Origin of the sequence: Kaistia algarum, from assembly GCF_026343945.1 — a bacterium.
Taxonomy (GTDB): domain Bacteria; phylum Pseudomonadota; class Alphaproteobacteria; order Rhizobiales; family Kaistiaceae; genus Kaistia; species Kaistia algarum.
The window spans coordinates 2,423,970-2,444,013 of record NZ_JAPKNJ010000001.1; the positions used below are offsets into that span (position 1 = coordinate 2,423,970).

Below are 20,044 nucleotides of genomic sequence, written 5' to 3' on the forward strand. Positions count from 1 at the left end.
CGCCCCCTGCCTTCGATCGCGGCAGAGGGTGATGAGAGGTGAGGCGGTGGCTGGATGTCGTGAATTCGACAAGGATTTGTCACATTCGGACGGTTCCGAACGCGTTTCGGCGACCCTGCGAGGCTCGCGGTGCCCGAGGGCCGAATTTTATGGCCTCCGACGCAAAAACCGCTTGTATCGAGGGGTGGTTCGTCCTACCTACGCCTTGCCCAATTATCGCACGTGCCTGTGGTTGCGTGCCGACCGGTGGGGCTTCGGACAAGAGGCCGAAGCGACGCCCATGTGGACCCCGAAAGGACCACGAGGAGTCCGGGAATTTCCCGGGAAGGTCGGCAGCCGGAAAGCGAACCGGTGAACTCCGTCTCCGCGGAGGACGCGACTTGAAGCAACGACGTAGCGGGCTTTTTTAGTCTCTACCGGCTCTCCATCGGCCGTGGTCACTGAAGAGGCACTACATCCTTGCCGGGCGTGCGGATCGGTTCCCCCGTTCCAAGCGAAGGCAGCGCTCACGAAAACGCATCCCGTTTTCGCTGCGACTGTCACCCGCGAAATCTGCCGGCTTTGCCGGCAAAACGGCTCCGCTGCCTGCGTTTCGATCGCGTCCATAGCGATTGGCACGACGGTTTCGTTCCGTCCGCTTGTTTCGCAACGCTTTTGAGCCTGTCGCTAGGCTCTCGGGGATACGCAGATGACCGCTCGCATCATCGACTTCCTGAACACCCGACGTCCGGAAGGCCCCTGCCTTGTCGTCGACCTCGACGTCGTTCGGGAGAACTATCTGAATTTCGCGCATGCGCTGCCGGACACGCGGATCTTCTACGCGGTCAAGGCCAATCCTGCGCCGGAAGTGCTGAAGCTGCTCGCCTCGCTGGGCTCGAATTTCGACTGCGCCTCGGTCGCCGAGATCGACATGGCGCTGGCCGCCGGCGCGACGCCTGACCGCATTTCCTATGGCAACACGATCAAGAAGGAGCGCGACATCGCTGCCGCCTTCGCTCGTGGCATCTCGCTCTATTCGGTCGACTGCGAAGCCGAGGTCGAGAAGGTTTCGCGCGCCGCTCCCGGCATGCGCGTCTTCTGCCGCATCCTCTGCGACGGCGCCGGCGCCGAATGGCCGCTTTCGCGCAAGTTCGGCTGTGAGCCCGAGATGGCGGTCGGCGTGCTGGAGCATGCACATCGGCTGGGCCTGCGCGCCTATGGCGTGTCGTTCCATGTCGGCTCGCAGCAGGGCAATGTCGATGCCTGGGACGGTGCGCTCGCTTCGGCGGCGGAGATCTTCCGCGTGCTCGGCGAGCGAGGCATCCAGCTCTCGATGGTCAATCTCGGCGGCGGTTTCCCGACCCGCTATCTGAAGGACGTTCCCGGCGTCGAGAGCTATGGCTCGTCGATCGACGGCGCCCTGAAGAAGCATTTCGGCAATCGCATCCCGGAGACGATCATCGAGCCGGGCCGCGGCATGGTCGGCAATGCCGGCATCATCAAGTCGGAAGTCGTCCTGATCTCGAAGAAGAGCGACGAGGACCAGGTGCGCTGGGTCTATCTCGACATCGGCAAGTTCGGCGGCCTCGCCGAGACGATGGATGAGTCGATCCGCTATCCGATCCGCACGCTGCATGACGGCGACAGCAAGGCGCCTTGCGTCCTCGCTGGCCCGACCTGCGATTCGGCCGACGTCCTCTATGAGAAGACGCCGTACGAACTGCCGGTCACGCTGTCGATCGGCGACGAGGTGCTGATCGAGGGCACCGGCGCCTACACGACGACCTATTCGGCCGTCGCCTTCAACGGCTTCGAGCCGCTCGCCTCCTACGTGATCTGAAGGCGTCCAAAAATGATCCATCTTGGCGTCGAGGCGCCGGCGGAAGCCGGCGCCCGTGAAATGCTGCTCGACCGCACCATGGGCGAGGGCCGTTTCCTCAAATCCTCGGAACGGATCCGCGAGGGCCGTCTGCCGGCCGCCGGACTGGCGCTCGTCGCGCGTGATGGCGACGAACTCGTGGGCACGGTCCGTCTTTGGAATGTCTCGGCCGGTGGCCGCGGCGCGCTGCTGCTCGGCCCGCTCGCCGTGGCGCCGGAATGCCAGGGCGAAGGCGTCGGCGCGAAGCTGATGCGGATGGCGCTGAACCGCGCCGCTGCCTTCGGCCATGGCGCGGTCATCCTCGTCGGCGACGCGCCCTACTATAGCCGGTTCGGCTTCTCCAACGCGCCGACCGCCCGGCTTCTGATGCCCGGCCCGGTGGACCGGAACCGCTTCCTCGCGCTGGAAATGCGTGAAGGAGCGCTCGCGGGAGCCGTCGGCCTCCTGCAGCCGACGGGCGAATTCGCTGCTCCGGCGTTCGTTCCCGATTACGCGGCGTTCGAGCCGGTACGTCTGGCCGCCTGACGGCCAGCATTCCGTCCGCTGATTGCATGTCCCTGCCGGATTGGCCGGCGGGGGAGCCGCGCGGCTGCCATTCTGCTATCGTGATGGAAGATCTGTCCCCGTCGCCCGCTGCGTTCGCAAAACGTGCCGGGGCGGGGTTACGTTTCTGTCGCGTTTTTTAGGTACGAAGCGGTTTGCGTTCATCCGCGTTCGTCGTGTTTGAAGTTGAGGAGAACACCGATATGACCAATTGGCCTGTTTATGGTCGCATCGATGGCCCCGTGGTGATCATTGGTTTCGGTTCGATCGGCCGAGGGATACTTCCGCTCATCCGCCGGCATTTTGCTATCGACCGCTCGCAGTTCGTCGTCGTCGAGCCGAGCGACGAAAATTCGGGGCTCCTCGCCACTTTCGGCGCCCGGCATGTGCGCATGGCGCTGACCCGCGAAAACTATCGCGAGGTGCTGACGCCGCTGCTGACCGCCAGCCCCGGCCAGGCCTTCTGCATCAATCTTTCGGTCGATACCTCGTCGCTCGACATCATGAAGCTGACCCGGGAGCTCGGCAGCCTCTATATCGACACGGTGATCGAGCCTTGGCCCGGCTTCTATTACGACCATAAGGCCGACCCGGCTTCGCGCTCCAACTACGCGCTCCGAGAGGAACTGCTGACCGAGAAGCGCGCCAATCCCGGCGGTCCGACGGCTGTCTCCTGCTGCGGTGCCAATCCCGGCATGGTGTCCTGGTTCGTGAAGCATGCACTGGTCGACGTGGCGCGCGACCTCGGGATCGAATTCGAGGAGCCGAAGACGCGGCGCGAATGGGCCTCACTGATGCGCGCGACCGGCGTCAAGGGCATCCACATCGCCGAGCGCGATACGCAGCGCTCGCGCAATCCGAAGCCGCTGGACACCTTCGTCAACACTTGGTCAGTTGATGGCTTCGTGTCCGAAGGGCTGCAGCCGGCCGAAATGGGCTGGGGCACGCATGAGAAATGGATCCCTGAGCATGCCCGCACCCATGATACGGGCAGCGGCGCCGCGATCTTCCTGCTCGGGCCCGGCGCCGACACGCGCGTGCGCTCCTGGTGCCCGACGCCGGGCCCGCAGCTTGGGTTCCTCGTCACCCATAACGAGGCGATCTCGATCGCGGACCATTTCACCGTTCGGGAGGAGGGCAGCGTCGTCTACCGTCCGACCTGCCACTATGCCTACCACCCCTCCAACGACGCCGTGCTCTCGCTGCATGAGTTGTTCGGCCGTGCCGGGCAGCGCCAGACCAAACAGCACATCCTGAGCGAGGAAGAGATTATCGCCGGCCGCGACGAACTCGGCGTGCTGCTCTATGGTCACGCCAACAACGCCTATTGGTATGGCTCGCGGCTCACGATCGACGAGGCGCGGCAGAACGCGCCCTACCAGAACGCGACCGGCATGCAGGTCACATCAGCGGTCGTCGCCGGCATGGTCTGGGCGCTGGAGCATCCCAATGCCGGCATCGTCGAGGCGGACGAGATGGACTACCATTTCTGCCTGCGCATCCAGCGCCCCTATCTCGGGACCGTCGAGGGCGTCTACACGGACTGGACACCGCTTTCGGGTCGGCCGGGCTTCTTCCCGGAAGATATCGACGAGAGCGATCCCTGGCAGTTCCGCAACGTGCTCGTCCACAATATCGGGTGAATCGCGACGAGGATCGGGGTCAGTTGCGCAACACGACGCAACTGCCTCCGGCTCGTTGCAGGTCGCGGCAGAGGATGCCAGCCTGCTTCAGCGTCGCGGCCGGGAGCCGGACGCGGTAGAAAGCCCGACGGCCACGGCCGGGCGCGCGCGAGCCCAGGATCAGCGTGGGCTTGCCGGCGAGGAGGGTCGGAAACCGCCGGACCTGACGCTCATACGTCGCGATGGCACGCGCCTTGGAAAAATTGCCCGATAGCTGCACGCCGTAGCGTGCATAGACACCGTCATAGATCGACGGCGCCGATTTTCGCACGGCCGCGACAATGGTCGCGCAGTCAGCGGGCTTTTTCGGCGCCTTCCGGGCGCGGTCGGCGAAGATCTGCCCCTTGAGCGGATCGTCCGGCTCGCTCGCGCCATGGGCGGCCCAGTCGGCGACGGTACGGCCGGTTATGAACAGCACATAGTCTTCGGTCTCGATCGGCAGATTGCCGCCATTGGTGAGCCATCGCGCCAGCCGCGTCGGTCCGGCATTATAGGCCGCCGCCGCGAGTCCGAGATTGCCGAAGCGGGCACGAAGCGTTGCGAGATAGCCGGCCGAGGCGGGAATGGCCGTTTCGGGATCGAACGGATCGATAAGGCCGCGCTCCTCCGCCGTTCCGGGCATGAACTGGGCGATGCCCTGCGCCCCGGCGGGGCTCGTGACGCCGGGCCGGAACGAACTCTCGCGCCAGATCAGGCGCGTGAAATAGTCGACCGGCAGGTTCTCGGCTTTCGCGGAAGCTTCGATCAGCCGGCAGATCGTCTGCTCGGTGCTTTCTCCCGCCTCAGGCGTCGCGACGGCCTCCGCTGCCCCGGTAAACAGAAACCCTCCCAACATCATGATGATGGCTATGCTTTGCCGTCTCAATAGCTTGGACTTGTTCCAGAAGAATCGGTAGTCGGAGGAGCGCCGATATCTGTCGCGCGTCGCTGGAGGGAGAGACATCATGCCGAAGCTCAGCCAATGGTTCATCAAATCCGCGGTGATCTACGTCATCCTGGGCATGTTGATGGGCATCACCATGGGAATGAAACAGGACTTCACCTTGGCACCTGCGCACGCCCATCTCAATCTGATCGGCTGGGTCTCTCTCGCTCTGATGGGCTTCTATTATAACGCCGTGCCGGCCAAGGCGGAATGGCGCGCGGCCTATGCCCAGTTCTGGATCTCGACGGTCGGCGTCTGGGTGATGATCCCCGGCCTGATACTGACCTTGCTGGTCGTCCCGGCGGGCGAGCCGCTGGTGATCGTCGGATCGCTGATCACGCTCATCGGCATGGTGCTGTTCGCGGTGAACGTCTACCGGCGATAGCCGCCGGTGATCAGTCGCGCAGATCGATGATCCCGGCGGTGCCTTCCTCGGTGCCGAAGGCGATGCGGACGCCGTCCTTGTCCCAGGCGAGCGTGCTGATCGGCCCGCCTTCGCCGGCCTTGCGTAGCACCGCCTCGCCGGAATCGGTGAAGCGGGCGGCAATGACCGTGCCGTCCTTGTAGCCGATCGCCACTACTTCCTCGCTCGGATGGCAGGCGACGAAAGTGACGAGGCTGTCGGGACGGGTTCCGAGTTGCAGGGGCTGGCGTCCCGTCGGCCCGTCCTTGTAGTGGAACGGCCAGAGTACCGCCATTTCGGCGCCGGAGGTGGCGAGGAAACGGCCCTTCGCTGACCACGACATCGACTTCACCTTGCCGGGATAGCCCGACATGCGCATATGGCCGCCGCCATCGGCGACGCGCCAGCCATGGAGGGCGCTTTCCTGCATCGACGTCACCAGGAACTTGCCATCCGGCGAGAAGGACACGCCGATATGCGAGCCCTTCCATTCGAACTCGGTCGGCTTGGCGTCGGTGGCCGGCCACCATAGCGTCGCGCCATTGTAGCGGGCCACGGCGAGACGCAGCCCCTTCGGCGCGAAGGCGAGACCGCCTACCGCGCGCTCATGGGTCAAGGCACGCTCCTTGCCGTCGGGCAGATGCACGACGGCTTCGCGCCCGAATCCGAAAGCGAAGGCGCCGTTCGGGCCGGTGGCGAGCTGGTCGATCCATTTCCTCGGCCGCGAGGCCAGTTCGACAACCCCGCCAGCGGCATCGAAGGCGACGACGCGGCCATCATCGCCGGAGGTCAGAAGCTGCTCGCCGTCGAGACTCGCCGCTGCCGCCATCAACCCGCCGCCATGGCCGATAGCCGTCTCGGCCGCGGCACCATCGACACGGGCGAGGCGGCCATCGCCAAGCGCGAAGGCGGGAACGCCGCGAAGAAAGGCGGCGCCAACGACATAGGCACCGAAGGGAAAGGTCTGCAGCGTCGGCATGAAGTCTTGGGCTGTCGGAATGAGGAAGGAAAGCGACGGCCGTGGTCTGGGACGACGGCCGTCAAGCGGGTCAGTTTGGCTTGACGAGGCAGGCTTCGAAGCTCTTGCGGATCGCCTGCTCGTTCAGCTTGCGGCCGATGAAGACGAGCCGGCTTTCGCGGTGTTCGTCCTTGCCCCAGGGGCGCTGATGCGTGCCCTCGATGATCATATGCACGCCCTGGATCACATAGCGGTCCGGGTCGCGCTCCATGGCAAGAATGCCCTTGAGGCGCAATATGTTGGCGCCCTCGACCTGCGTCACTTCCTGGATCCACGGGAAGAACTTGCCCGGATCGAGTTCGCCGCCGCGCAGCGAGATCGAGAAGACCGATGCGTCGTGGCGAGGATGGTGATGATGGTGGTCGTGGGCATGATCATGATCATGGCCGTGATGGTGGTGGTCGTGATCGCAGTTCGGGCCGCATTCATGATCATGGTCGTGGTCCCCATGATCGTGATCCTCGCCCTCAAGGAATTCCGGATCGAGGGTCAGGATGCGCTCCAGGTCGAAGGCGCCGCGGTCGAGCACCTTGTCGAGGTCGATCGCCGAGCGTTCCGTCCGGTGGATGGTGGCGTGCGGGTTGATCTCGCGGATGCGGCGCTCGACGGCCGCGAGCTGCTCGGGGCCGACAAGGTCGATCTTGTTCAGCAGCACCACGTCGGCGAACGCGATCTGCTCCTCGGCCTCGGGCGAATCGTCGAGCCGCTTCAAGAGGTTCAAGGCGTCGGCGACGGTGACGACCGCGTCGAGCCGCGACTTGGCGCGCACATCCTCGTCCATGAAGAAGGTCTGCGCGACCGGGGCCGGATTGGCGAGGCCCGTGGTCTCGACGAGGATGCCATCGAAGCCGCCGGGCCGCTTCATCAAGCCTTCGACGACACGAATGAGGTCGCCGCGCACCGTGCAGCAGACACAGCCATTGTTCATCTCGTAGATCTCTTCGTCGCTCTCGACGATGAGGTCGTTATCGATGCCGATCTCGCCGAACTCATTGACCACGACCGCATATTTCTTGCCGTGGTTCTCCGAGAGAATGCGGTTCAGGAGCGTCGTCTTGCCGGCTCCGAGGTAGCCCGTGAGCACGGTCACCGGAATCTGCGTTTCCGCCATCGGTCAATCTCCGGCCCGGCGACCAGCGCCGGGCGAATGAGGGAAGTCGAGGTAGGGTGATATAGGCGATCGGGGAGCGTTTTGCACGGGGGGCGTTACAATGTTCAGGCGAGCGGCGCGCCGCCCGTCAGACCGCCCAGCATGCCACTTCGCTTTCCCCCCGCCATTCGAGTTCCGGCCGGTCGATGCGGCATTTGTCGAAGGCGAGCGGGCAGCGGGGGTTGAAGGCGCAGCCGGCTGGCGGATTGAACGGGGAGGGCAGTTCGCCCTTGAGGCGCACGCGCTCGCGCGGACGCTCCGGGTCGGCTACCGGCGTCGCCGAGAGCAGGGCCTGCGTATAGGGATGCAGCGGCCGCTCGAACAGGGTCTCGCGCGGCGCGTGCTCGACGATGCGGCCGAGATACATGACGGCGACCTCGTCGGCCATATGGCGCACGACCGAGAGCGAATGGCTGATGAAGAGATAGGAGAGGCCGAAGCTCTGCTGCAGATCGACGAGCAGGTTCAACACTTGGGCCTGCACGGAGAGATCGAGCGCCGAAACCGGCTCGTCGAGCACGAGGATCTTGGGCTGGAGCATCAGCGCGCGGGCGATGGCGATGCGCTGGCGCTGGCCGCCGGAGAACATGTGTGGATAGCGATCGGCGTGCTCGGGTCGCAGGCCGACGCGCTCCAGCATGGCGAGCGCCGCCTCGCGGCGAGCCTTCGCGTTGGCGCCGCGCTGGTTGAGGGCCAGCGGCTCGATCAGCGCGTCGAGGATGGTCTGGCGTGGATTGAGCGAGCCATAGGGGTTCTGGAAGATGATCTGCACGTCCGAGCGAAGGGCCCGGAGACTGGCGCGGTCGGCGGTGGCGATGTCGACATCGCCGATGCGCAGGCTGCCGGCGGATGGCGGCTCGATCATGGTGACGAGACGGGCGAGTGTCGACTTGCCGCAGCCTGATTCGCCAACGATGGCGAGCGTTTGGCCGGCGTGGAGCGTGAAGCTCGCATCGGCGAGGCCCTTGATCGTGGCGGTCGGCGCGAACGCGCCGCGGCTGACCCGGTAATGGCGGGCGAGATGGCTCGCTTCGAGGACGACCGGCGCGTTCAAGCCGCTACCTCCCGGCCTTCGGGATGGGGATGGCCGACCGGACGGCCATGGGTCAGGGGATAGTGGCAGAGCGCGAAGCCGGCGATGGCGCCCTGGCGCGGTGGGACTTTTTCCCGGCAGCGCTCGGTGGCGAAGCGGCAGCGCGGCTCGAACAGGCAGGCGGGCGGGCGGTCGAACTGACCCGGCACGACGCCGGGGATAGAGGGCAGATATCGTCCGCTGGATCGCTCGGGCAGGGCCGCCAGCAGTGCCGCCGTATAGGGATGATGCGGATCGGAGAAGAGCGGGCCGACGGGCTGCTCCTCGATCTTCTGCCCGGCATAATGAACCGAGACGCGCTCCGCCGTCTCCGCGACGACGCCCATGTCATGGGTGATGAGGACGAGGCCCATCCCCGTCTCCTTCTGCAGCGAGACGAGCAATTCCAGGATCTGGGCCTGGATGGTGACGTCGAGGGCCGTGGTCGGTTCGTCGGCGATAACGAGCTTCGGATGGCAGGCAAGCGCCATCGCGATCATGACGCGCTGGCTCATGCCGCCGGAAAGCTGGTGCGGGAAGGCTGACAGACGGCGTTCGGGGTCCGGAATGCCGACGGCATTCAGCAGTTGAATCGAACGTTCCCGCCGCTCGGCCCGCGAAAGGCCGAGATGCGCCTTGAGGCTCTCGCCGATCTGGTAGCCCACGGTGAAGCAGGGATTGAGGCTCGACATCGGCTCCTGGAAGATCATCGCCATGTCCTTGCCGACGATCTTGCGGCGCTCGCGCGGCGTGAGCCCCATCAGATCGCGGCCATCGAAGGCGAGGCGTTTCGCGGTCACCTTGGCCGACCAGGGGAGAAGCCCCATCACGGCCAGCATGGCGACGGATTTGCCCGAGCCGGATTCGCCGACGATCGCGAGGATCTCGCCGGCATCGAGCCTGAGCGAGACATTGTCGACCGCGCGGAAGAGCCCGGAAGCGGTCCGGAACTCGACGGTGAGATCGGAGATTTCGAGAAGCGCCATGGCTCAACTCCTCCGCATCTTCGGGTCGAGGGCGTCGCGCAGGCCGTCGCCGACCAAATTGATCGAGATCACCGTGATCAGGATGGCGAGGCCCGGTTCGGTGACGATCCAGGAGGCGCTCTGCAGGAATTCGCGGGCCGAGGCCAGCATGGCGCCCCATTCCGGCGAGGGCGGCTGCGCGCCGAGGCCGAGGAAGCCCAGCGCCGCCGCCTCCAATATGGCGTTCGAGATGGTCAGCGCGGCCTGCACGATGATCGGCGCCATGCAATTGGGCAGCACCGTCCGGAACATGATGTAGAGCGTTCCGGCGCCGGCAACGCGCGCCGCCGTCACATAGTCGCGCGACTTCTCCGACAGGGCTGAGGCGCGGACGAGGCGTACATAGTTCGGCAGATAGACGACGGTGATCGCCACGATCGTGTTGGTGAGGCTTGGGCCGATGATGGCGACGATGACGATGGCGAGCAGCAGGCTGGGCACGGACAGGATCACGTCCATCGCCCGCATGATCACGATCGACGGCCAGCCGGGGAAGAAGGCGGCGATGAGGCCGAGCGCGATGCCGACGATCATGGAGGCGACGACGACGGAAAGGCCGATGAACAGGGACAGCCGCGCGCCGAAGATGAGGCGGGAGAGCATGTCGCGGCCGATCTCGTCGGTACCCAGCGGGAAGGCGGCATTGCCGCCCTCCATCCAGGCGGGCGGGATGCGGACGAACTCCCGGAATTGCTCGGTCGGATCATAGGGTGCGATGAGATTCGCGAAGATGGCGACGAGGACCAGCAGTGTCAGCAGGATGAGGCCTGCCACCGCGGCCCGGTTCTCCGAGAAGGCCCGGAAGAAAGCCGCGATCACCCCGGGCGGCGCGGAGGCGGTCGGCACGGCAGTCCTGTCAGCGGGCATGGCGGATCCTCGGGTTGAGCACGCCGTAGAGCAGGTCGACGAGGATGTTGATCAAGATGACGATGGCGGAGACCAGCAGGATGCCGCCCTGTAGGACCGGATAGTCCCGGCGCTGGATCGATTCGATCAGCCAGGTGCCGATGCCCGGCCAGGAGAAGATATATTCGGTGAGCACGGCGCCGGCCATCAGCATGCCGACCTGCAGGCCGATCACGGTGACGACCGGAATCAGCGCGTTGCGCAACGCATGGATGCCGACGATGCGGAAGGGCGAAAGGCCCTTGGCGCGCGCCGTGCGGACATAATCCTCGCCCAGCACCTCCAGCATGGCCGAGCGGGTCATCCTGGCGATGGTCGCCAGCGGGATCGTGCCGAGCACGATGGTCGGCAGGATCAGATGCGAAAGCGCCGAGAGGAAGGCGCCGTCCTGATCGGAAAGCAGGCTGTCGATCAGCATGAAGCCGGTGACGGGCTCGAAATAATAGAGCAGGTCGATGCGGCCCGAGACCGGCGTCCAGCCGAGCGTCACCGAGAAGAACAGGATCAGCAGCAGGCCCCACCAGAATATCGGCATCGAGAAGCCGGTAAGCGCCACGCCCATCAGCGAATAGTCGATGAAGCTGCCGCGTCGGGTCGCCGCGATAACACCCGCCGGCACGCCGAGAACGACGGCGAAGATCATGGCGCAGAGGGCCAGTTCCAGCGTCGCGGGAAAGAGCGTCGCGAATTCGGTCAGCACCGGCGCATGCGTTGATAGCGACGTGCCGAAATTGCCGTGCGCGAGCTGCCAGAGATAGTCGAGGAATTGCTTCCAGACCGGCTGGTCGAGCCCGAGCTCATGGCGGAAATAGGCGAGCCGTTCCGGCGAGATGCCGCGCTCGCCGGTTCTGACCTCGATCGGATCGCCCGGAACGAGGCGGATCGCGACGAAGGTCAGGAAGGCGATCGCGACAAAGGTCGGAATGACCAGCAATACGCGCCGGACGATGAAACCGATCATGCTGGGACCCGTGGTGGGCGGTCCGACGCATCGAGCCGCCTGGTCCAGTCGGAGAGACGGCGCGCGAACGATGCCGCGCGGCCGTCATGAGTTAGAGGCGGCCTATTTCAGGTCGACATCCTGGAATTCATGCCGGCCCAGCGGGCTGACCTTGTAGCCGACGACTTCCTTGCGCACGGGCTCGAACACGACGGAATGGGCGATGGTGAACACCGGCACCTCGTCATGGGCGATGACCTGCATCTCCTCATAGAGCTTGGTGCGCTCCGCCTTGTCGAAGGTGCCCTTGGCCTTCTTCAACTTGTCGTCGAAATCCTTGTTGCACCATTTGGAGAGGTTCTGGCCGCCTTCACGGGCCGCGTCGCAGCCGAGCAGGAAGAAGAAATTGTCCGGATCACCATTATCGCCGGTCCAGCCAAGCTGGCCCATCTGGTGCTCGCCGGCCTGCAGGCGCTTGCGATATTCGCCCCATTCATAGGAGACGAGCGTCGACTTGATGTTGAGCTTCTCGAGATCCGACTGGATGATCTCGGCAACGCGCTTGGCGTTCGGATTGTAGGGGCGCTGCACGGGCATCCACCACAGATCCGTCTCGAAGCCGTTTTCGAGGCCGGCTTCCTTGAGCAGTTCCTTCGCCTTCTCGACGTCGTGCGGATAGTCGACGATGGCGTCGTTATAGCCCCAGATGGTCGGCGGGATGAAGTTCTTCGCCGGCTGGCCCGCGCCGAGATAAACGTCCTTCAGGATCGCATCCTTGTCGATCGCATAGGTGACGGCGAGGCGCACGCGCTTGTCGTCGAAGGGCTTCTTGGTGACGTTGAAGGCGAGATAGCCGATATTGAGGCCCGGCTGCTGCATCAGGTCGACATTCGGATCCTTGCCGATCGCCGTGAGATCGGCCGGGTTCGGGTAGGGCATGACATGGCATTCGCCATTCTGCACCTTGGCCCAGCGTGCGGTTGGATCCTTGGTGATCGCGAAGACTAGATCGATCTTCGGTGCGCCGCCCCAATATTCCGGGAACGCCTTGTAGCGGATGACCGCGTCCTTCTGGTAGGCGACGAATTCGAACGGGCCGGTGCCGACCGGCACCTGGTCGACCTGCTCGGGCGTGCCGGCCTTCAGCATCGCATCGGCATATTCGGCCGACAGGATGGTCGCGAAATCCATCGCAAGATTGGCGAGGAAGGGCGCTTCCGGGCGGGTCAGCGTGAACTTGACCGTATAGTCATCGATCTTCTCGATCGACTTCAACAGATCGGGCATGCCCATGTCGTTGAAGTAGTCATAAGCGCCACCCGAAACGTCGTGATACGGGTTGTCTTTCTTCCACTGGCGGTCGAACGAGAAGATCACATCGTCGGCGTTGAAGTCGCGGGTCGGCGTGAAGCCTTTGACCGAATGGAACTTGACGCCCTTGCGCAGGTGGAAGGTGATCACCGTGCCGTCGGGAGAGACATCCCATTTCTCGGCGAGGCCCGGAATGACATTGGTCGTGCCCGGCTCGAACTGGACGAGCTGGTTGAAGGCCGGCCGCGCCGCGTCCAGCGATGTTCCGGTCGTATTGATCTGCGGATTGAAGTTTTCGGGACTGCCCTCGGCGCAATAGACGAGTGTCTTGGCCTCGGCGGCCGTCGCCAGACCGCCGATGAGCATAGTGGCCGCTAGAAGGCCGGTGAACCTCTTCATCGCTGAATTCCCCTTCATCGCAATATGATGCGCGTTCCTGCAGGCTGTCGCCGGCCAGCCTCTTCCGGGCTGGCTCATGGGCGACGACAAGTACTCAGTCGAGCCGAGGGCGGACACGAAAGCAAGTGCAATTTTGTCCAGATGGTCAGCGCGCCAGGGCGCCCCGGACCTTTTCGACGATCGCCTCGGAAGAGCGCAGGTGCGATTCCAGCGTCAGGTCGGCGATGCGCGGCGTCAGGATCAGATTGGGGACCGCGGCGAAAACGGCACCGGCCTCGATCGTCAGCGGCTCTGTCTCGAAGCCGTCGAGCGCGGCGCCCCGCAGTTTGCCGATTGCGAGCATGTTGGCGACCGCCGCCTCGTCAACGACACCCGCGGCGCCTACCGAGATCAGCACCGCCCCGGCTTTCATGCGGTTGAGCGCGGCGGAATCGAAACGGCCGCGAAACTCCGGCCGGGGCGGCAGATGGACGCTGATGACATCGGCTCGGCCAAGCAGGTCCGGGAATTCAAGGCGCTCGATGTCGCTCCAGGCCGGATGGCTGGCCTTCAGCAGTGGATCCCAGCCGACGATCGTCATTCCGAGCGCACGAGCCCGGACGGCAGTGCTGCGGGCGCCGAAATCGAGCCCGACGAGACCGAGCGTGCGTCCCCCGATCTCGCGGCCCATGAGCAGCCCGCGCGGCCATTTGCCGGCCATGACATCGCGGCTCGAATAAAAGCCGCCGCGCGTCAGGACGAGGGCGGCGGCGATCACATATTCGCCGATGGCGTCGGCCATGGCGTCGGGCGCACGCAGGATGGCGATCCCATGCGCTTCGCAGCTCTGCATGTCGATATTATCGGAGGGAAGCCCGACCTGGCCGATGACCCGAAGCTGATAGGCCTGCGCGATCAACGGAATATCGACCAGCGTGCGGTCGCGGATGATGAGCGCGACCGCGCGGCGCAGGAAGGGACCGAGCGCCGCCGGGTCCATGCCGAGCGTCGGCTCGTAATGCACGTCGAAGTCGCGCGAGAGGTCGGCGACCGCCTGCTTGTGCATGAACTCGGTAATGACGATGTCGACCAACACCCGCCCCCGGGGCTGCGCGGCCTGGGCGGAAGCCCTTCCCTGCGCTCACTCTATCGGGGCTTCGGCGAAACCCTCAAGCGAATCGACGTGTCGCGCCCCTCATTCAGGGGCTGGGGCGCCAGAGCCGCGAAAGATCGAAGCGCGCCACCTCCTCCAGCAGCTCGACGAAGAGCCTGGCCTGGTGATCGACAATCAGCCGGCCACGCTCGGCGGTGGCTCGCGCGGCATTGCCGACGGCGCCGGCGGGGTTCAGGTCCTGCGCCTTCCAGCCGATCCGCGCCGCCGCCTGATGGAAGCGCAAATGCTTGAATTCCTTAATGAGATCGAGCTGCGCGGAAAGGAAATCCTCGGCCATGTCCATCCTCACCAGATCGGGTCGCAGATGCAGCATGATCGAGGTTTCGACATCGCCGCCATGGATGCCGTAGAGGTTCTCCCGCGCTTCCACGAGCCCTTCCGGTTCGCCGACGCCGGCCCAGCCGGTCGAGACCACGAGCATGTCGTATTTGATCCGAAGCTCGCGGGCGAGGATGTCGGCGATGGCGACATTGCCGCCATGCGAGGTGACGATGACGAGCTTCTTCACCCCGGCCCTGGCGATCGAATCGCCGATCTCCATCCAGATCCGGATCGCCGTCTCCCAAGAGAAGGTGATCGTGCCGGGCGACGAGATGTGTTCGTTCGATTTGCCGATCGGCTGCAGCGGCAGGAACGTCACCGGCAGCCCTTCCGGCAACAATTCCACCGTCCGCTTCACCATGCCCTCGCCGATGCAATGATCGGTATAGACCGGCAGATGCGGCCCGTGCTGCTCGATGGCGCAGACGGGGAGCACAGCGATCCAGTCCTTCGTCGACGGATCGAGGAAGTCCGGCGCCTGCATTTCGTGCCAGTAGGGACGGGGGAGAGTCATGATTGAGAAATCTCTATCGGTCCGAAATTCATAAGCGTTTCGCGAGGCGCTCCCGCAGGTGTTCCTGCGAACAGGCGCCGAAGTTGGCCGGCGATCGTATCCAGGGAGCCTAGCTCGAGAAGCAGTCCTCCCTTCAACTCAACATCAAGCAACGGTCCTTCATGTAGTCGAACTTCGAGACCACAGTGGCCAACTGAATCCTTAGAAAGGCGAAGAGAAAGTTCGCCGCCGTCCGAATTCCAGAATTTGTAACCCGTCCAATCTTCGGCAGCGGCCTCAAAGAGGTAAGCCGGGGAGTCGTAAGGGTCTGCGCTTACTTTGTTAGCCCCCGAGAACACCCCGAATCTCGCAGTGACCTCGAAGTACGTGACTTCTCCTTTGACATTGGGAACGCCGAACTCAATCCACGATGAACCGTGAGCCGACGATATTCTAACCTGTTCCGTCATAGCTTACAGCGCCTCCAGAAACGCCTTCGCCGCCTCGCCATGCTCATAGCGCAGCCTGGCGAGGTCGATTCCGACCGGCATGCCATCCTCGACCCGCCACTCGCCCTTGACCATGACGCGATCCGCCGCATGGGCGCCGCAGAGTACGAGGGCGGCGATCGGATCGCCGGCGCCGGAGAAGCGCAGTTCGTCGAGGGACCAGAAGGCGAGGTCGGCCTGCTTGCCGACGGCGATCGTGCCGATGTCGTCGCGGCCGAGGCAACGCGCCGAGCCTTCCGTTCCCCAGCGCAGCGCATCGAGATGGGTGACGGTCTCGGCATTGTATTTCAGGCGACCCAGCATCAGCGCGTGACGGACGGCTTCCATCAGGTTGGAATTGTCATTCGAGGCCGAGCCGTCGACGCCGAGGCCGACCGGAACGCCGGCTGCCTCCAGCTCTTTCGTCCGACAGAAGCCGGACGAGAGCACCATGTTCGAAGTGGGACAGTGGCAGATGCCGACGCCGTGCCATCCCAGCTTCGCAATCTCTGCGTCGTCGAAATAGATGCCGTGGGCGAGCCAGGTGCGGTTGGTCAGCCAGCCGCAATCCTCCAGATAGTCAGCTGCCGTCATGCCATGTTTTTCGCGGGCGAAGGCGGCTTCCTGGGCGGTTTCGACCAGATGGGTGTGCAGGCGGCAATCGTGCTTTTCGGCCAGCGCCGCGGTTTCGCGCATCAAATGCTTCGTCACGTCGAAGGGCGCGTTCGGCGCGAGCGCAACGCGGGTCATCGCGCCGTCCGATCGGTCGTGATAGCGCGCGATCACCCGCTCGCAATCGGCGAGGATCACATCATCAACCTGGATCGCACCACCCGGCGCCACGGCCTGGCTGTCCTCGCCGCCGGAGAGGTCGAGCGCGCCGCGCGTCAGCGTCATGCGCAGGCCGAGCGCCGCCGCTTCCTCCGCCTCGATGTCCATCGCGTTTTCGAGGCCGGAGGGGAAGAGATAGTGATGGTCCGAGGCGCAGGTGCAGCCCGACATCAAGAGCTCGGTCATGGAGAGCCGCGCTGCGAGCCGGAAATTCTGCGCGTTCACATGGCGGGTCCACACCGGATAGATCGAGGTGATCCACGGCCAGAGCGAGCGGTTCATCGCCTTGGGGTGCGCCCGCGTCATCGTCTGGAAGAAGTGGTGATGCGTGTTGACGAGGCCGGGCGTCACGACATGGCGCGACGCATCGAACACCGAATGAACGGGATGAGCCGGCTCGGCGCCGGTCGCCACCAGTTCGACGATCCGCCCGCCCTCGACGACGACGCCGCGCTCGGCGCCCTCGGCCAGAGTCGCGATCGGGTCCTTGATCCAGCGCCGCTCGGTCATCTCCGTCCTCATGCATGCCCGGCAAGCGACAAGATATCGTCGCTAGCCGTCGGGCAAGATCATATGTGCGGCAAAGGGCAGGGAGATGTGCCGGGCGGGACGGGAAGTTCGTGCGGATGGAGCGCTACCGCTTTCTTCCTTCTCCCTCTCCCGCTTGCGGGAGAGGGCCGGGGTGAGGGCCTTTCTCGGTCTATCGTCCGCTAAGCTCCGTCGCAGCAAGCAAGTCCCTCACCCAACCTCTCCCGCAAGCGGGAGAGGGGAAGAAGAAGGGCGACTCACCTTCACACCGCCTCCAAAAACTTCTTCGCCACCCGGCCGTGCTCATAGCGCAGCTCGGCGAGATCCATGCCCGGAGGCACGCCGTCCTCGATCTTCCAGTCGCCCTTGACCATGACACGATCGGCCTTGTAGGCGCCGCACAGCACCAGCGCCGCGATCGGGTCGCCGGCGCCAGAGAAGCGCAGTTCGTCGAGCGTGTAGAAGGCCATGTCGGCCTGCTTGCCGACGGCGATCGAGCCGATGTCCTGGCGGCCGAGGCAATTGGCCGAGCCCTCGGTCGCCCAGCGGAAGGCGTCGAGATGCGTTACCTGTTCGGCGTTGTAGGTAAGCCGGCCGATCATCAGCGCGTGGCGCACCGCCTCCATCAGGTTGGAATTGTCGTTCGAGGCCGAGCCGTCGACGCCGAGGCCGACCGGCGAGCCGGCAGCTTCCAGTTCCTTGGTGCGGCACTGGCCGGAGGCGAGCACCATGTTCGAGGTCGGGCAATGCGAGACGCCGACGCCGTTCTTGCCGAGGCGGATGACTTCCTCGTCGTTGAAATGGATGCCGTGCGCCAGCCAGACGCGGTCGTTGAGCCAGCCGACTTCTTCGAGATAATCGACCGGGCGATAGCCGAAATGCTCCATGCAGTAGACATTCTCGTCGCGCGTCTCGGCGAGATGGGTGTGCATGTGGCAATTGCATTTGGCCGCCAGTTCGGCCGTCTCGATCATCAGCCGCTTGGTGACGTTGAAGGGCGCGCAGGGCGCGAGCGCCACCTGTAGCATCGAGCCTTCCGACGCGTCGTGATAGCGGCCGATGACCCGCTCGCAATCGGCCAGGATGACGTCGGTGTCCTGCACGGCGTTCTGGTCGGCATTGCCGCCTTCCTCGACGGTCAGATTGAGGGAGCCGCGGTTCAGCGTCATGCGGATGCCGAGCCTGGCCGCCTCCTCCGCCTGGATGTCCATCGCGGATTCTAGGCCGCGCGGATAGAGATATTGATGGTCCGAGGCGGTGGTGCAGCCCGAGATCAGCAGTTCGGTGAGCGCGAGGCGGGTGGCGAGGCGGAAATTCTCGGGATCGACATTCTTCGACCAGATCGGGAACAGCGCTTCCAGCCAGGGGAACAGTTCCTTGTTGATCGCGCTCGGGTGAGCCCGCGTCAGCGTCTGGAACATATGATGGTGCGTGTTGACCAGGCCCGGCGTCACCACGTGGCGGGAAGCGTCGAAGACAGAATGGACCGGGTGGGACGGTTCCGCGCCCTTGCCGACGAGTTCGGCTATTCTGCCGTCCTCGACGACCACGCCGCGTTCGGCGCCTTCGCCCAGCACCGCGATCGGATCCTTCACCCAAACTCTGTCAGCCATCCTGTCCGCTCCGATATCGCCGCCTGTTTGGCCGATACCATCACGGCGGCTGCTGCGACGCAACACGCGCGGCTTCAGGCTGCGATCCGGGCCGCCTGTGCCTCTGTAACCGCGGCGAGGCAGGGCGCGATGAACAGATCGCCGCGCCAGGCGCCGATCGCCGTCCGCGTGGCAACGATCGCCCATGCCGCCGCAAGCGCGACAACGAGGCAGGCGCCGACGACCGTGAAGAAGTCGAAGCCGGTGGCGTTGGCCAGTGCCAGCGTTGCCAGGGCATAGACGGCGAGCGGGAAGGTGAAGGCCCACCAGCCGAGATTGAACGGCAGTCCCTCGCGCAGATATTGCGCCGTCTTCAGCAGCGCCAGCAGCAGCCACCAGGCGCCATAGCCCCAGAGCATCAGGCCGCCGATGATGCCGATGCCGAACGCCATCTGCCCGACTTCGCCGAGGCCATGGGCAGCGAAGAGCGCCGGTGCGTTGCCACCCAGAACGAGCAGTCCCAGTGCGCCGGTGCCGATTGGACCGAGAGCGAGCCAGCCCGAGGCGGCCATCGCGCGCGGCGGCAGCTTGTGAAGATAGAGGCGCAGAAGCAGCAGCACGAGGATGCTCATGGCGAGCGGCACGGAATAGGCCCAGAGGACATAGCTCAGAATCAGGACGCCGTACCCCTCCGCCGGTCCGAGATGCGGCGCCAGCAGGCCGCCGCTCGTCGCCGCCACCTCCGCCGCCACGATCGGCAGCAGCCAGATGGCTGTCATCTTTTCGAGGCTGTGGTCCTGGCGCGTGAACATCAGGAAGGGCACGAGCGCGCCGCAAGCGACGGAGAGGCCGACATCCAGCCACCAGAGGTTCCGGGCGATGCCGATCGCCGCGTCGCCCCAGAGCGGGACTCCATAGGCAAGGAAGCCGTTGATAACGGTCGCAAGACCCATCGGGATGGTGCCGAGGAACATCGACATCACGGGATGGCGGAATATCAGCCGTGCCTCGTCGAAGAAGAGGACCCAGCGCGCGGCATAAAGCGCTGCGAACAGGACGAAGAGGGCGATATTGGCCATCCAGAGCGTGCGGCCTAGCGCGTCGAGACCGGGCATCGCCAGCGGAAACTGATGTAGCGCCAGCGCCAGGCCGCCCGTGCCCATCGTTGCGGCGAACCAGTTCGGCGTGAACTGCCGCACGCGCTCGCGAAGGCTGTTGATGCGCGGCGGCTCGGCCAGCGCCGCGTCCCGCGTTGCGATGATCGTCAATTGGGCCATCGGCCTTACTCCCGAACCGTTCCGCGCGTCTGCCGAGATTGTCGGGTTCGTTTGCGGATCCCGGCTCGCTTGGCATGGCGAACGCTGTGTCGAGGGGGTGATCGCACAGGATATCCGTGCAATCCATCG

The 20,044-nt window shown here is 64.8% G+C and carries 18 protein-coding genes; 4 read left to right on the forward strand and 14 right to left on the reverse strand.

The genetic code is table 11. The annotated features are described in order from the left end of the window. Positions 1-688 precede the first annotated feature (688 nt). From OSH05_RS11660 to OSH05_RS11670, 3 genes are all read left to right on the forward strand, one after another. Entirely contained in the window at positions 689-1,819 is a 1,131-nt protein-coding gene (locus OSH05_RS11660) for a type III PLP-dependent enzyme (protein ID WP_104220944.1), read from the forward strand. A 12-nt stretch (positions 1,820-1,831) separates the two neighbouring features. Further along, complete coding sequence (locus tag OSH05_RS11665; protein ID WP_104220945.1) at positions 1,832-2,383, forward strand: GNAT family N-acetyltransferase; 552 nt, start codon at positions 1,832-1,834, stop codon at positions 2,381-2,383. Positions 2,384-2,604: 221 nt separating this feature from the next. Next, on the forward strand, positions 2,605-4,044 hold the full coding sequence (locus tag OSH05_RS11670) for a homospermidine synthase (RefSeq protein WP_104220946.1): 1,440 nt from the start codon (positions 2,605-2,607) through the stop codon (positions 4,042-4,044). Between the two features lie 19 nt (positions 4,045-4,063). Here OSH05_RS11670 and OSH05_RS11675 read toward each other — a convergent pair whose 3' ends face one another. Next, on the reverse strand, positions 4,064-4,921 hold the full coding sequence (locus OSH05_RS11675; RefSeq protein ID WP_104220947.1) for a lytic transglycosylase domain-containing protein: 858 nt from the start codon (positions 4,919-4,921) through the stop codon (positions 4,064-4,066). Between the two features lie 106 nt (positions 4,922-5,027). Here OSH05_RS11675 and OSH05_RS11680 point away from each other — a divergent pair, with 106 nt between their 5' ends. Further along, complete coding sequence (locus OSH05_RS11680) at positions 5,028-5,393, forward strand: hypothetical protein (RefSeq protein WP_104220948.1); 366 nt, start codon at positions 5,028-5,030, stop codon at positions 5,391-5,393. 10 nt (positions 5,394-5,403) lie between these two features. Here OSH05_RS11680 and OSH05_RS11685 read toward each other — a convergent pair whose 3' ends face one another. The 13 genes from OSH05_RS11685 to OSH05_RS11745 all read right to left on the reverse strand — a co-directional run bounded on the left by OSH05_RS11685 (position 5,404) and on the right by OSH05_RS11745 (position 19,915). Next, positions 5,404-6,390 (reverse strand): WD40 repeat domain-containing protein, encoded by a 987-nt coding sequence (locus tag OSH05_RS11685; RefSeq protein ID WP_104220949.1) that lies wholly within the window; start codon positions 6,388-6,390, stop codon positions 5,404-5,406. A gap of 70 nt (positions 6,391-6,460) precedes the next feature. Continuing rightward, a complete protein-coding gene (locus OSH05_RS11690; protein WP_104220950.1) occupies positions 6,461-7,540 on the reverse strand; it encodes a CobW family GTP-binding protein in 1,080 nt (359 codons plus the stop codon). Between the two features lie 127 nt (positions 7,541-7,667). Further along, entirely contained in the window at positions 7,668-8,633 is a 966-nt protein-coding gene (locus OSH05_RS11695) for a dipeptide ABC transporter ATP-binding protein (RefSeq protein WP_104220951.1), read from the reverse strand. After that, the gene (locus tag OSH05_RS11700) at positions 8,630-9,637 is read right to left on the reverse strand and encodes an ABC transporter ATP-binding protein (protein WP_104220952.1); all 1,008 of its coding nucleotides are present in this window, start codon (positions 9,635-9,637) and stop codon (positions 8,630-8,632) included. The genes OSH05_RS11695 and OSH05_RS11700 overlap by 4 nt, the downstream gene beginning before the upstream one ends. Before the next feature lie 3 nt (positions 9,638-9,640). After that, positions 9,641-10,543 (reverse strand): ABC transporter permease subunit, encoded by a 903-nt coding sequence (locus OSH05_RS11705; RefSeq protein WP_104220953.1) that lies wholly within the window; start codon positions 10,541-10,543, stop codon positions 9,641-9,643. After that, positions 10,533-11,543 (reverse strand): ABC transporter permease subunit, encoded by a 1,011-nt coding sequence (locus OSH05_RS11710; RefSeq protein ID WP_104220954.1) that lies wholly within the window; start codon positions 11,541-11,543, stop codon positions 10,533-10,535. The genes OSH05_RS11705 and OSH05_RS11710 overlap by 11 nt, the downstream gene beginning before the upstream one ends. Before the next feature lie 102 nt (positions 11,544-11,645). Then, positions 11,646-13,232, reverse strand: a complete 1,587-nt coding sequence (locus tag OSH05_RS11715; protein ID WP_266352249.1) for an ABC transporter substrate-binding protein — start codon at positions 13,230-13,232, stop codon at positions 11,646-11,648. A 145-nt stretch (positions 13,233-13,377) separates the two neighbouring features. Continuing rightward, entirely contained in the window at positions 13,378-14,304 is a 927-nt protein-coding gene (locus tag OSH05_RS11720; protein ID WP_104221703.1) for an NAD(P)-dependent oxidoreductase, read from the reverse strand. Between the two features lie 106 nt (positions 14,305-14,410). Continuing rightward, entirely contained in the window at positions 14,411-15,220 is an 810-nt protein-coding gene (locus tag OSH05_RS11725; protein ID WP_266352251.1) for a creatininase family protein, read from the reverse strand. Continuing rightward, the gene (locus OSH05_RS11730; protein ID WP_104221705.1) at positions 15,217-15,669 is read right to left on the reverse strand and encodes a DUF6228 family protein; all 453 of its coding nucleotides are present in this window, start codon (positions 15,667-15,669) and stop codon (positions 15,217-15,219) included. The genes OSH05_RS11725 and OSH05_RS11730 overlap by 4 nt, the downstream gene beginning before the upstream one ends. A gap of 3 nt (positions 15,670-15,672) precedes the next feature. After that, positions 15,673-17,028 carry an 8-oxoguanine deaminase gene (locus OSH05_RS11735; protein ID WP_104221706.1) on the reverse strand — a complete coding sequence of 452 codons (1,356 nt, stop codon included), beginning with the start codon at positions 17,026-17,028 and terminating at the stop codon, positions 15,673-15,675. A 281-nt stretch (positions 17,029-17,309) separates the two neighbouring features. After that, positions 17,310-18,659 (reverse strand): 8-oxoguanine deaminase, encoded by a 1,350-nt coding sequence (locus OSH05_RS11740; protein WP_104221596.1) that lies wholly within the window; start codon positions 18,657-18,659, stop codon positions 17,310-17,312. A 74-nt stretch (positions 18,660-18,733) separates the two neighbouring features. Continuing rightward, the gene (locus OSH05_RS11745; RefSeq protein WP_104221597.1) at positions 18,734-19,915 is read right to left on the reverse strand and encodes a TDT family transporter; all 1,182 of its coding nucleotides are present in this window, start codon (positions 19,913-19,915) and stop codon (positions 18,734-18,736) included. Positions 19,916-20,044: the final 129 nt, after the last annotated feature.

Excerpts from the sequence above, each read along its gene's own strand:
- OSH05_RS11660 (WP_104220944.1), top strand. The coding sequence starts at position 689 with ATGACCGCTCGCATCATCGACTTCCTGAACACCCGACGTCCGGAAGGC.
- OSH05_RS11665 (WP_104220945.1), top strand. The coding sequence starts at position 1,832 with ATGATCCATCTTGGCGTCGAGGCGCCGGCGGAAGCCGGCGCCCGTGAA.
- OSH05_RS11670 (WP_104220946.1), top strand. The coding sequence starts at position 2,605 with ATGACCAATTGGCCTGTTTATGGTCGCATCGATGGCCCCGTGGTGATC.
- OSH05_RS11675 (WP_104220947.1), bottom strand. The coding sequence starts at position 4,921 with ATGATGTTGGGAGGGTTTCTGTTTACCGGGGCAGCGGAGGCCGTCGCG.
- OSH05_RS11680 (WP_104220948.1), top strand. The coding sequence starts at position 5,028 with ATGCCGAAGCTCAGCCAATGGTTCATCAAATCCGCGGTGATCTACGTC.
- OSH05_RS11685 (WP_104220949.1), bottom strand. The coding sequence starts at position 6,390 with ATGCCGACGCTGCAGACCTTTCCCTTCGGTGCCTATGTCGTTGGCGCC.
- OSH05_RS11690 (WP_104220950.1), bottom strand. The coding sequence starts at position 7,540 with ATGGCGGAAACGCAGATTCCGGTGACCGTGCTCACGGGCTACCTCGGA.
- OSH05_RS11700 (WP_104220952.1), bottom strand. The coding sequence starts at position 9,637 with ATGGCGCTTCTCGAAATCTCCGATCTCACCGTCGAGTTCCGGACCGCT.
- OSH05_RS11705 (WP_104220953.1), bottom strand. The coding sequence starts at position 10,543 with ATGCCCGCTGACAGGACTGCCGTGCCGACCGCCTCCGCGCCGCCCGGG.
- OSH05_RS11710 (WP_104220954.1), bottom strand. The coding sequence starts at position 11,543 with ATGATCGGTTTCATCGTCCGGCGCGTATTGCTGGTCATTCCGACCTTT.
- OSH05_RS11715 (WP_266352249.1), bottom strand. The coding sequence starts at position 13,232 with ATGAAGAGGTTCACCGGCCTTCTAGCGGCCACTATGCTCATCGGCGGT.
- OSH05_RS11725 (WP_266352251.1), bottom strand. The coding sequence starts at position 15,220 with ATGACTCTCCCCCGTCCCTACTGGCACGAAATGCAGGCGCCGGACTTC.
- OSH05_RS11730 (WP_104221705.1), bottom strand. The coding sequence starts at position 15,669 with ATGACGGAACAGGTTAGAATATCGTCGGCTCACGGTTCATCGTGGATT.
- OSH05_RS11735 (WP_104221706.1), bottom strand. The coding sequence starts at position 17,028 with ATGACCGAGCGGCGCTGGATCAAGGACCCGATCGCGACTCTGGCCGAG.
- OSH05_RS11740 (WP_104221596.1), bottom strand. The coding sequence starts at position 18,659 with ATGGCTGACAGAGTTTGGGTGAAGGATCCGATCGCGGTGCTGGGCGAA.
- OSH05_RS11745 (WP_104221597.1), bottom strand. The coding sequence starts at position 19,915 with ATGGCCCAATTGACGATCATCGCAACGCGGGACGCGGCGCTGGCCGAG.